At 42.4% G+C, this 11,890-nt stretch carries 9 protein-coding genes and 1 pseudogene; 4 read left to right on the plus strand and 6 right to left on the minus strand.

Annotated features, from left to right (window positions below):
- Nucleotides 1-5 precede the first annotated feature (5 nt).
- From L0M13_RS12425 to L0M13_RS12445, 5 genes and pseudogenes are all read right to left on the minus strand, one after another.
- Nucleotides 6-1,304 carry an ATP-dependent helicase ComFA gene (locus tag L0M13_RS12425; RefSeq protein ID WP_311195567.1) on the minus strand — a complete coding sequence of 433 codons (1,299 nt, stop codon included), beginning with the start codon at nucleotides 1,302-1,304 and terminating at the stop codon, nucleotides 6-8.
- A 39-nt stretch (nucleotides 1,305-1,343) separates the two neighbouring features.
- Nucleotides 1,344-2,179 (minus strand): annotated as a pseudogene (locus L0M13_RS12430) (DegV family protein).
- 144 nt (nucleotides 2,180-2,323) lie between these two features.
- Nucleotides 2,324-2,902, minus strand: a complete 579-nt coding sequence (locus L0M13_RS12435; protein ID WP_235196798.1) for a nuclear transport factor 2 family protein — start codon at nucleotides 2,900-2,902, stop codon at nucleotides 2,324-2,326.
- Nucleotides 2,903-3,408: 506 nt separating this feature from the next.
- Nucleotides 3,409-4,083 (minus strand): response regulator, encoded by a 675-nt coding sequence (locus tag L0M13_RS12440; RefSeq protein WP_052650931.1) that lies wholly within the window; start codon nucleotides 4,081-4,083, stop codon nucleotides 3,409-3,411.
- A gap of 27 nt (nucleotides 4,084-4,110) precedes the next feature.
- A complete protein-coding gene (locus L0M13_RS12445) occupies nucleotides 4,111-5,256 on the minus strand; it encodes a sensor histidine kinase (protein WP_235196799.1) in 1,146 nt (381 codons plus the stop codon).
- Nucleotides 5,257-5,415: 159 nt separating this feature from the next.
- Between L0M13_RS12445 and L0M13_RS12450 the strand changes: the two genes are divergently transcribed.
- On the plus strand, nucleotides 5,416-6,051 hold the full coding sequence (locus tag L0M13_RS12450; protein WP_235196800.1) for a YigZ family protein: 636 nt from the start codon (nucleotides 5,416-5,418) through the stop codon (nucleotides 6,049-6,051).
- Between the two features lie 160 nt (nucleotides 6,052-6,211).
- Nucleotides 6,212-7,258: an LCP family protein gene (locus L0M13_RS12455; RefSeq protein WP_235196801.1), complete on the plus strand. Its 1,047-nt coding sequence runs from the start codon at nucleotides 6,212-6,214 to the stop codon at nucleotides 7,256-7,258.
- Between the two features lie 76 nt (nucleotides 7,259-7,334).
- On the opposite strand, the gene L0M13_RS12460 is transcribed toward L0M13_RS12455, so the two are convergent.
- Nucleotides 7,335-8,411: a glycosyltransferase family 4 protein gene (locus L0M13_RS12460; RefSeq protein WP_235196802.1), complete on the minus strand. Its 1,077-nt coding sequence runs from the start codon at nucleotides 8,409-8,411 to the stop codon at nucleotides 7,335-7,337.
- Nucleotides 8,412-8,629: 218 nt separating this feature from the next.
- Here L0M13_RS12460 and secA2 point away from each other — a divergent pair, with 218 nt between their 5' ends.
- Both secA2 and L0M13_RS12470 read left to right on the plus strand, forming a co-directional pair.
- Entirely contained in the window at nucleotides 8,630-10,996 is a 2,367-nt protein-coding gene (gene secA2, locus L0M13_RS12465) for an accessory Sec system translocase SecA2 (protein ID WP_235196803.1), read from the plus strand.
- Complete coding sequence (locus L0M13_RS12470) at nucleotides 10,993-11,889, plus strand: accessory Sec system S-layer assembly protein (protein ID WP_235196805.1); 897 nt, start codon at nucleotides 10,993-10,995, stop codon at nucleotides 11,887-11,889. The genes secA2 and L0M13_RS12470 overlap by 4 nt, the downstream gene beginning before the upstream one ends.
- Nucleotide 11,890: the final 1 nt, after the last annotated feature.

An 11,890-nucleotide genomic window follows, 5' to 3' on the forward strand; every position in this document is an offset into this window, starting at 1 on the left:
AGCGATTATCGTATTTTTGGCTCTATCCATTTGCCTAGTAATTCCATTATGGAAAAAGACAACATCCCCATTTGGAAAGTCCGATGCCCTTCCCCGCTTCTTCCTGAAATTTGGATCAAAGCCGCTGCATCGAAAATCTCCTCATCTGCTCCGATAACTGCCACTTGAACATTCGGCACCGTAATGCCCCGTTCCAATATCGTAGATGTTACCAGTCCAGGAACGATTCCTTGCCGCAAGCCCATCACCTTCTCTTTTCGATTGGGATCTTTGGAATGTACCGCTTCAATAGCAGCGTCTAACTGTTTAAATAAAGGGATGCTTTCTTCAATCAATTCAATCGTTGGAAGAAATAACAGAAATGGTTCTCGCCGGGAAAGCCTTAAACGAATCCATGTTTCCAGCTTTTTAGGAATGCTGTTCTTTCTCAACCGCTTTTTATAGTTCCAAAGGGAATCGAACCTGGGCACCGGCAAAGGCTGTCCATGATACCGCCTAAAGATTTCTGAACGGCCCGGTGTCCCTTTGATTAACTGGACAGACGGTGTGGCAGAAACGTAGATCACCGGCGCATCGTGTTTTTTCGCTTTCATAACCGCTCTTTTTAAAGCCGGATCCATCGAATAGGGAAAGGCGTCAGCTTCATCCACGATCATCAGATCAAATGCATTTTGAAAACGGTAAAGTTGATGGGTAGTGGCAATGACAATTTCAGCAAATCCTGCTTCAGCCGGCGAACCGCCGTAAAGTGTATGGATGACGGTATCCGTAAAGATTGCGCGAATACGCGGAGACAGTTCCAAGACGACATCAGTCCTTGGAGCTGCAATACAAATCCGTTTGCCTGTCTTTAATGCTTCATACAAAGGAGCAAAAAGCACCTCTGTTTTTCCAGCGCCGCATACTGCATAGATAAGGTGAGATCGATTAATTTGAAGACTTTCAATCACTTGCTGGGAAGCTAAATTTTGTGAAGGAGTTAGATGTCCACTCCATTGAAATGAGTGGGTTTTCAGGGGTCTAGGAGATGGGGCCGTCCAAGTAATCAGCTCCGTACAAGAACTGATGCGGCCCATTTTAAGGCAATGGCGGCAATATAAACAGTCGCCTTCGCATTTTTCACAATAAAAAGAAGTCAGATTCACCGATTTTTCTAAGCATCTGCTGCATTCTTGTTTATCGGTGATGCCTGGAATACGTGTTACAAAACCTTGTAAAATAGCTTGATCGATTTCACTTTGCGGAAATGGGGTGAATTCTTTTAACCAAACTCTGCCGGTTAAAAAGTCTTCTAATTCTTTCATAAATTGCCTCCCTTTTTTAAAAAAATGGAACTTAGCCGGTTATTTTTTTACCCAGCCAAGCCCCATTGAGCCTTCTCCTAAATGTGTTCCAATAACAGGACCGAAATAAGAAATCACGAATTCCACTTCTGGATACTTCTCGTGCAATTCTTCGTACCATTTCTGCGCATCTTCCGGACGGTTGGCATGGATAATAGCCGCTTTAAGTGGGACTCCCGCTTTCACGTCTTCACCGAGCATATCTTCGATTCGCTTCATCGCTTTTTTCCGCGTTCGGATTTTTTCAAACGGCACGATCAATTTGTCCTGAAAATGCAGTAACGGTTTAATTTGCAGCAGGCCGCCAACAATGGCTTGCGCATTTGATAGCCTTCCGCCTCTTCGCAAATGATTAAGGTCTTCTACCATGAAATAAGCACGCATCGTCTTTTTCATTTCTTCCAATGCCCGAATGATCGTTGCTCCGTCCGCGCCTGCTCGAGACAACTCAGCCGCTTTTAATGCATAAAAGCCTTGCATCGCACAGGAGATTTCTGTATCAAAAGCAAAAACTTCCACATCTTTGACCAGTTCATTGGCCTGTTGAGCTCCATGGAAAGTTCCGCTGATCCCACTCGATAAATGAATAGAAACAATTTCATCGTATTCTTTTGCGAGTTCTTGATACTTCGTGACAAATTCACCAAGCGGCGGCTGTGAAGTTTTAGGTAATTCTTCAACCGCTTTTTTATAAAATTCGTCCACATGCAGTTCTTCCTCTTCAGCCAACGATTCGTTTCCAAAAGTCACTTGAAGGGGACCATATGAATATTTTCAGCTCTACGGATTTCTTCAGGTATGTATGCCGTACTGTCTGTTACTATCGCTGTTCTCATACTAATCAGCCTCCATTGCCAGTTTACCAAATAATGCATTAAAAATAACCATTAAGTTAAACTAAATATTTTTTGCGATTAACGTTAAGTTCAGAAAAATTCGGCCAAAAAAATAAAAACTTCCCGAAATTTCCGGGAAGCTAATTATTGGTTTCCGATAAAATGCAGGCTAGTCACTTTCCAAGCGCCATCTTCATTTTTAAAGACTACCACTTGCCGTCCTGATTGCTTTGCAGATTTATCCGAATCCGGTTCCGCCATCGTCACGTCGATTTGAGCATAAACTTCTGCCCGGTTCTCTTCATATTCCACAATGGTTTCATTGCTTGGCTTATAAGTTGTATCGAAATTCGTAAAAGCTTCGGTTAACGCGGCGCGGTCTTCTTCTCTATCAAAACCATCCGGTTCCTTGGCAATCACTTCCATATACCGTTCAACATCTTCCGCATTAAAAGCATCGATATATTCTTGATAAGCAGCTAAAATCTTTTCTGCTTCGGCTTCTGGAACTTCGGCTGCTTCCGCTTCCCCTTTATCGTTCAAGGTAAATCCGACTTCTTCCTTTTCTTTACCTTCTACATCTTCAACGCCATGGTCCACAGCATTGTTTTCGTTCGATACATTTCCATCATCTGCTGTATTGCTGTTTACCGAAGGCTCATCAGAATCGGAACAAGCAGCAAGCAATAAAGCCACACTTGCGGCCAAAATCATCTTTTTCATCATACATTCCTCCTGCGCTTCATTTTGCCATACGCACGAATAGAATACAATGAAGAAACTGTGTCGAATTAGAAAAGCGAAGCCGCCTTGTCAGCCGCGACAAGCGCTGGAAGCCTTTTCGGAAATGGCGGTCTTTGCCATTGGAGATAAGGCTGAAGCGACCTCGAGCGGCTAGGCGGCGGAGCTAGACATAGAAAAGCGGAAAAGTTCGACGGACATAAGACGCATTGCCGAAGCGGCGGTCTTTGCCGCACAGGCGATGCGGCTTATGACCTGAGAACTTGGCTGTTGGAGTCTAGACATAGAAAAGCGGAGCCGCCTTGTCAGCCGCGACAAGCGCTGGAAGCCTTTTCGGAAATGGCGGTCTTTGCCATTGCAGATAAGGCTGAAGCGACCTTGAGCGGCTAGGCGGCAGAGCTGGACTTTGAAAAGCGGAAACGGCCATGTAAGACTAAAAATCAAAAGAAAAACCCCGCATCAATGCTGCGGGTTTATCACATTTTCAATTAGCGCACTTCTACCCAACCATTTTTAATGGCTGTAACGACGGCTTGAGTACGGTCATTTACTTGCATTTTCTGAAGAATGCTGGAAACGTGGTTTTTCACAGTTTTCTCAGAAATAAATAGGGTTTCGCCAATTACACGGTTGCTTTGTCCATCTGTCAATAATTGCAGGACTTCACTTTCACGCTTCGTCAATAAATGATACGGACGGCGAATTTCTGTTTGATGGAACGAACCTTTGTTTTCACGCTCGCTTAAGCGACGGAATTCCATCACTAAATTGCGCGTTACTTTCGGGTGCAAATAAGATCCACCTTTCGCCACAACTTTAATGGCTTGAATAATCGCCTCTGCATCCATTTCCTTCAGCATGTAGCCAAGAGCACCTGTCTTTAATGCATGCGTAACGTAAGACTCATCATCGTGAATTGACAGCATAATGACTTTTGCATCAGGGAAATTCTCGATCAACTCGCCTGTTGCCTCTACCCCATTTTTTTGTGGCATATTAATATCCATTAAGACCACATCGGGTTTATATTCTTCATACAATTTGACGACTTCTGTTCCATCTCCACCTTCTGCTACCACTTCAAACGAATCTTCAAAATCAAGAATCCGCTTAACGCCTTCACGGAAGAGTTGGTGATCGTCGATAATAATAATTTTTGTCATTATGTTGTCCTCCTCGAATACCGTATCTTAACTGTCTAGTGTTAATGGAATAATAAACATCAGTACTGTACCGTTGCCTGGTGAAGAATTGATGATAAAATCCCCATTTATCAATTCGATCCGCTCTTTCATGCCCATCAATCCAAATGACTGGCTTTTCACGATGCTTTTATCGAATCCGGAACCATTATCTTTTACGATGATGGTCACTTGCTTTTCCAGCCATTCTACATTGACTTCAATTTCTGAAGCTTTCCCGTGACGGACTGCATTGGTAATCGCTTCTTGAACCAATCGGAAAATAGCCGTTTCGTAATTGCTTGGAAGCCGCACTTCCTTTCCTGTTGACTGGAAATTCATACGTGTTCCTTTGTTATACTCTTCAGTAGTGTCAATATACTTTTTCAATGTAGGAACTAATCCCAAATCATCTAAAGCCATCGGGCGAAGATCATAGATGATTCGCCTTACCTCCGTCAGGGCATCCCTTACCATTTCTTTTAATGAGGTAATTTCCTGGAATGCCAGTTCCGGCCCTTTTTCACGAAACGTCCTGTCAATCAAATCTGAACGCAAAAGCACATTCGCCATCATCTGAGCTGGTCCGTCATGGATTTCCCGTGACAAGCGCTTTCGTTCTTCTTCTTGCGCTTCAATGATCCGAAGACTATAATCTTGCTTTAGCTTTACACTGTCTTGTGCTTCATCAACTTTTTCATGATCTGAAGTTAGATAATTCATCGTAACGTTCAAACGATTGACCAGATATTCAGCTCGCTCAATTGTCTGAAGCAGGGATTGCAGGCGCCGCTGCAAGCTATCGCGTTTTTGGCGATACTGTTTTTCTTCAGAACGATTGATTGACAATTTGACTTGAAGTTCATTAGCCTGTTCATAAGCTTGCCTGACTTGGCTTTCTGTGAATGAGTTGAAGAATTGAGAAACTTCGGCAAGCCTCCTGCGTGCGGCTCGGGTCTTTTCTTCCAAAAGGTCTCCGGTCTTTATCACACGTGCAATATTCGTTCGCACTTCTTCAAGTTCATTTTTCATATCTTCATAACTTTGGCGACTTTGTTCACTGATGACGAAAATATCCTGTTTGGAACGTTCCATTTTTTCCATGACTTCGTCAAAAATGGAGTCTAATGCTTTCACATCGAATTTTTTAGCCATTCTAAAACCGCCTTAGCTATACTAAACTATACATAGAAGAAAAATACTTGCACCTTTATGCCTGCCACAGCTGTAATAAGTATATCACTTTATAAGCAAGCCCATGTTAAAAACACATTACAAATTATCTGATTACATTTTACACCAGGAGGCATTAAAATGCGAGAAAATTACAAAACTATCGGCAATGGAAAAGAAACGGAAATTATCATACAAAAGTCACGTTTTATAGCTCACGCAAAAAGAGCAGAAACCGAAAAAGAAGCTTTGGAATTTATCGATTCTATCAAAGCAAAACATAAAAGCGCCAATCATAATTGTTCAGCATACATGATCGGTGAACATGATTCAATCCAGAAGGCAAATGATGACGGAGAACCAAGCGGGACTGCAGGCGTTCCGATGCTTGAAGTCTTAAAAAAGCAAGGGTTGAAAGATACGGTTGTTGTTGTCACCCGTTATTTTGGCGGCATAAAACTTGGCGGAGGCGGATTGATCCGGGCTTATGGAAAAGCGACAACAAAAGCGATTGCTGCATCCGGAGTCGTTGAACGCCGGCTGCATTGCTTAATGAACGTCCATGTAGACTATACATGGTTAGGGAAAATGGAAAATGAAATTCGTCAATCCGAATTTCCTTTAAAGGAAATTCTCTACACTGAAGGAGTCGAATTATTGGTTTACGTACCTGTTGAACAAGAAAGCAAATTTATCGATTGGGTCAACGAAATGACGAATGGACAGGCAATTATCAGCTGCGTGAAAAAAGAATTTCTTGAATTCAAAATATCCTAATCTTTTTTCGTTTACGTATCTTTCAACTCGCTGTATAATAGGTTGAATCAGAGAACGCATGCAACTTAGACTATTGTCATGCGTCTACTATCATAGTAAGATTGGATCGACCCGAATTGAATACTCGGTTAGCCCATTCCTAATTAGAGGAGTTATAACCATGAACCGTAAAAGTTATCGCAAGTCGAAATCGAGCAAAAAACGGACAGCGATTAAAATAATCGTGACATTGGCCTTATCTTTGCTCATATGTGGATCCGCATTCGGTATTTACCTCGTCAAGAAAGCAGAAAATGCGGCGGACAGAGCTTTTGAAACCGCCGGAGACCGTGAAATGTCTGATTTAAGGGAAGAACAAGTCGAACCGTTGCATGATAATATATCGATTCTTTTTATCGGTGTAGATGACAGCGAAGCGCGAGATCAAGACGACCACAACATCCGTTCGGATGCTTTAGTTCTGGCTACTTTAAACAATGAAGACAAATCGATTAAGCTCGTCAGCATTCCGCGCGACACATACACTTATATTCCGGATGCTGGATATGAAGACAAAATCACCCATGCCTATGCACTTGAAGGGCCTAGCTCTACAATTGAGAGTGTAGAAGAATTACTAGAAGTTCCAGTCGATTATTACGTTCGCATGGATTTCCAAGCATTTATCGAAGTTGTTGATTCATTAGGCGGAATCGAAGCAGAAGTGCCTTATGATTTAGAAGAAAAAGATGAAAATGATATACACGGTGCAATTGTTCTTAAAGAAGGTTTACAAGAATTGAACGGGAGCGAAGCTCTTGCTCTTGCGAGAACCCGCCATTACGACAATGACATCGAGCGCGGCAAACGCCAGCAGATGTTGATTGAAAGCATCATGGACAAAGCTTTATCAGCAACCTCCATTACAAAATACGGATCTGTTATTGATGCAATTGGTGATAATATGCGCACGAACTTAACTTTCAGAGATATGCAGTCATTCTTTGAATACGCGAAAAATGGGAAGCCGGATATCGATACTTTATCTTTAGAAGGATATGATGATATGTCAACCGGTATCTATTACTGGCAATTGGATGACGAATCACTTCTTGAAGTCCAAGATATTCTACAAAGCCATTTAGGATTAAAACCTGATACATCGAGTTTATCCGACAACAGTGACACCAATCTAGCTGAACGTACAAATGTTGAAGAAGGTTATTAACCGCAGCCGAGCTGCGGTTTTTCTTTTGGAAGAAAACAAAAAAAGGCGCGATAGCAAGTTGCTATCGCGCCTCTATTTATTTTCCGATGAATTTCACTAAATTGATCAGCGGGCGGTAATTCTTCCCAGCTAATCCAACTACTTCGACAAACAATTCAATGGCAATCAACATCACGCTGAGCAGCAGAATGCCTCCCCATAATGTAGCTTGAGAGAACAATAAAGCTGCTAAACCGAATAATGCTGCTATGCCGTAGATAATCAATACTGTCTGTCGGTGCGAGAATCCGATATTCAGTAAGCAATGATGCAAATGTGATTTATCTGCTGCTGAAATCGATTGCTTCTCGCGTACACGGCGCACAATTGCAAAGAATGTATCTGATATTGGCACGCCAAGCATGATAATCGGGATGATCAAAGCGACTACTGTTACGTTTTTGAAGCCCATTAATGCTAATACGGAAATCATGAAACCAAGGAATAAGGCTCCGGTATCTCCCATGAATATCTTCGCAGGATGGAAGTTATAGAAAAGGAAGCCGATTGAACTGGCAGCTAAAATCGCAGCCAAAGACATAACAAATGGGTCACCCATGATGAAGGCCATAATTGCCAGCGTGATCAACGCAATGGTTGAAACCCCTGCTGCTAATCCATCAAGGCCATCAATCAAATTGATCGCATTTGTTATACCCACGATCCAAAGAATCGTCAACGGAATACTGAAATAACCAAAATCCAACTCTCCACCGAATGGCAAGTTGATGAAAGATATTTCAAGTCCCCCACCTACTACAACGATGGCAGCTGCAGCCAATTGGCCCAAGAGCTTCGCTTTTGCAGTGATTTCAAACATGTCATCCAATACGCCAGTAACAGTGATTAAAACTGCACCGATTAAAATGGCTGTTGAAATCGAGATAAATGATGCATCTACTGCATTTGAGACCGTTTCTTCCGGCCGCAAAATAAAGTAACCGATGACAAACGAACCGAATATTGCTAATCCGCCGAGTCGCGGCATAATTCTCGCATGAACTTTTCTATAGTTAGGTCGATCGACTGCTCCTACGCGAAAGGCAATTCGCTTTACAATAGGAGTTAGTACGATTGAAGCGATAAATGCCAAAACCAAAGTAAGGTATAGCATGTCCTTCCTCCTTAAAACTTCTAATTCAACATACAAATCCAATTTCATTATAGCATGTCTCTACAGGAAATAAAGTATTTATGTATGTGCAATTGCTTCTTCGGTTTATAAGACGCCTGAAAACACAAAAGGTTTCACTTTTGTTAAGTGGAGTTTGTTGGTAAAGTTTGATAAAATAATCAAGTAGCAATGGATGTACATAAAGGAGACTATTATGCATGGCAACGTTATTCAAGCGTTCTAATAAACCGAACTTAAGACAACTTAAAAAATACAAAAAGATTGTTGAAGAAATAAATCGCTTGGAAGAAAACTATCAAGCTATGAGCGATGAAGAGTTAAAAAATATGACCATTTCCTTCCGCGAACAATTAGCTGATGGAAAGAAAATTGAAAAGATCATCCCCGAAGCATTTGCTGTAGTCCGGGAAGCGTCGAAGCGTGTTTTGAATATGCGCCATTTTGATGTGCAATTGCTTGGCGGACTCGTACTCGCTGAAGGAAATATCGCTGAGATGCCTACTGGCGAAGGGAAAACTTTAGTCGCTTCCCTGCCCTCCTATACACGGGCGCTTGAAGGAAAAGGCGTCCATGTAATCACCGTCAACGATTACCTGGCGCAGCGTGATTTTGATCAAATCGGCCAAATTCACCGCTTTCTTGGATTGACTGTCGGCTTGAACCTTCCGTTAATGGATACAGACGAAAAGCAAACTGCCTATAAAGCCGATATCACTTATGGAGTCGGCACAGAATTCGGATTTGACTATTTGCGTGATAATATGGCCGGCACAAACGAAGACAAAGTACAGCGCCCCTACCATTACGCAATCATCGATGAAGTTGACAGCGTATTGATTGATGAGGCAAAAACTCCGTTGATTGTAGCCGGAAAAGCAAAAGCGAGCGCTGAACTCCATCAAATAAGCGCGCTCTTGGCTGCCCGCTTTAAAGAAGGCGTTGATTACGATTTCGACGCTGAAACGAAAGCAACTTCGTTGACTGATACAGGCATTGAAAAAGTGGAAAAAGCATTTGGCGTCGATAACCTGTACGAGTTGGAACACCAAACCCTATACCATTATGTAATCATGGCGGTCCGTGCGCATGTGATGTTCCAACGAGATGTCGATTACATCGTCAAAGATGATAAAATTATGCTTGTTGATATGTTCACCGGACGGACGATGGAAGGACGCACTTTATCAGATGGCCTTCACCAAGCGATCGAAGCAAAAGAAAAAGTCGAAATTACAGATGAAAACAAAGCACAAGCGCAAATCACCATTCAAAACTACTTCCGTATGTATCCGATTCTTTCCGGCATGACGGGCACTGCGAAAACGCAGGAAAAAGAATTCATGGAAGTTTACGGCATGGAAGTCATTCAAGTGCCTACGAACAATCCACGGGCGCGAGTTGATTTGCCTGATCGCGTTTTCCAGACCGCGGATCAGAAATACAAAGAAGTCGCTCGCCAAGTAAGCGAACGCCATAAAACAGGTCAGCCTGTTTTGGTTGGGACCACTTCCATCTTGCAATCCGAAATGGTCGCTGACTATTTAAAAGCCGAAAACCTTGAATTCCAGTTGCTAAATGCTAAAAGCGTAGAGCAAGAAGTGCATTTGATTTCCCAAGCCGGACAATTGAATCATATTACCGTTGCCACGAACATGGCTGGCCGTGGAACAGATATCGTGCTTGGTGAAGGCGTAGCTTCAATTGGCGGTCTTCATGTCATCGGTACGGAAAAACACGAAAGCCGCCGAATCGACAATCAATTGCGCGGGCGCTCTGGCCGCCAAGGTGATCCAGGCTCCACCGAATTTATCATTTCACTGGAAGACGATATGTTCAAACGTTTTGCAAGTGAAGAAACAGAAAAATTCACGAAGAAAATGACAACTAGTAAAATTGGAGAAATTACCAATAAAGATGTACAAGAACTAACAGATCGCACCCAGCGCATTGTAGAAGGCTCTCATTTCTCTATGCGTGAATACAATTTAAAATTGGACGACGTAATCAATGAGCAGCGCAAAATTATATATGGTTTGCGCAACCGCGTTTTAGATGGCAATGAAAATACCCATCTTTTAAAAGATATGGTTGCTGATGCTACGGACTTCATCATTTCAGAATCACTGCCGGAAGACCAAGATTATACAGCTGCCCATTTGCACGATTTGGAATTTTCGCTGCAGCAATTGCTCGGTCCGGAAGTATCCCTCTCAGAAAAATTGGATAAACGCAAGAAAGTGGATGCAGCTGTGAAACCGGCTTTAGATTCCGTCAATGAATTGATCGAAGCTTATGCGGACAACGAACGTGTAATGGCCACCATCCCATTTGTCATGAAATCTTATATTGACCAAATGTGGGTTAAACACTTAGAAAGCATGTCTCATTTAAAAGAAGGCATTGGTTTGCGTTCTTACCAACAAGAAGACCCGATGCGGATTTATCAGCGTGAAGGATTAGAACTCTTTGCAGGAAATTTCCAAAATCTCCGTTATTCAATCGCATCAGAATTACTGGGCTTTTTGCATATGCTTGAAAACGAAGATAAGGAGGCAGCAGAATGAGTATTTTTTCATTTTTTAATAAGACGACAAAAACTGGACTTGATTCTACGATTTCTTCAACTGAGGTCGTAGAAGGCAGTACTTCTCAGACAGACAACGAAGGCGATGTTCATACCTCGCTTTCCATTTCTCCTGACTGGAAGATCAGCAAAGAACAGGAATATGTATTGAAATTCTTGTCGAATGATTTACAGCCGCTTAAAAAGGATCAATTGTCGCTGTCTGGCATCGATATTGAACTGGATAAAAGAACTGGAAACTGGAATGTCCAAGCATTCCTTCGTTCTTCTTTAGACCGTCCGATGACTTTAGGAAAAGCTGAACTTCTTCTATTAGATGGAGACAGCCAAGTACTTGCAGCACAGGAATTCGATTTATCGACACTTGGTGCCATTCCGGCATTATCAAATCGCCCGTGGGTATTCCACTTCGATAAAGAGAACATCAAAACCCTTGAAGTGCCGGCTGAGAACTGGACTTTAGCTTTTAATGTCCAGTCACTAGTTCCCCACTCATTGGATCTCGATCCTGCTTGGGAAGAGGCATTGCCTGAAGAACAAAAAAATACGCTTAGCGCCATTGTGAAAGACTTACCTGCCTTAAATCCGAGAGAAGTCAATATTACCGGATTCCAGTCAAAATTGACTCCCGAAGGCAATTTAGCCGCTTCTGTATTTATACGGAATGGGCATACCCAACATATCCAACTAGAAAAATTGCCGCTGGAAGTATTGGACGCAAATGGACAGCAGATTGTGTCCGGATCATTCGAGCTTGATAAACTTGAAGTGAAAGCTAATACCTCAAAACCATGGACGTTCATTTTCCCGAAAGACATGCTTCAAATCCAAGAGCCTGACTTGTCCAGATGGACTGCTCGGGTCCCAAAATAGA

It is taken from the genome of Planococcus sp. 107-1 (genome assembly GCF_021513255.1).
GTDB lineage: Bacteria > Bacillota > Bacilli > Bacillales_A > Planococcaceae > Planococcus.

Bases quoted from the DNA above. Each gene is read 5' to 3' on its own strand.
- L0M13_RS12425 (WP_311195567.1), bottom strand. From the start codon at position 1,304: ATGAAAGAATTAGAAGACTTTTTAACCGGCAGAGTTTGGTTAAAAGAA.
- L0M13_RS12435 (WP_235196798.1), bottom strand. From the start codon at position 2,902: ATGAAAAAGATGATTTTGGCCGCAAGTGTGGCTTTATTGCTTGCTGCT.
- L0M13_RS12440 (WP_052650931.1), bottom strand. From the start codon at position 4,083: ATGACAAAAATTATTATTATCGACGATCACCAACTCTTCCGTGAAGGC.
- L0M13_RS12445 (WP_235196799.1), bottom strand. From the start codon at position 5,256: ATGGCTAAAAAATTCGATGTGAAAGCATTAGACTCCATTTTTGACGAA.
- L0M13_RS12450 (WP_235196800.1), top strand. From the start codon at position 5,416: ATGCGAGAAAATTACAAAACTATCGGCAATGGAAAAGAAACGGAAATT.
- L0M13_RS12455 (WP_235196801.1), top strand. From the start codon at position 6,212: ATGAACCGTAAAAGTTATCGCAAGTCGAAATCGAGCAAAAAACGGACA.
- L0M13_RS12460 (WP_235196802.1), bottom strand. From the start codon at position 8,411: ATGCTATACCTTACTTTGGTTTTGGCATTTATCGCTTCAATCGTACTA.
- secA2 (WP_235196803.1), top strand. From the start codon at position 8,630: ATGGCAACGTTATTCAAGCGTTCTAATAAACCGAACTTAAGACAACTT.
- L0M13_RS12470 (WP_235196805.1), top strand. From the start codon at position 10,993: ATGAGTATTTTTTCATTTTTTAATAAGACGACAAAAACTGGACTTGAT.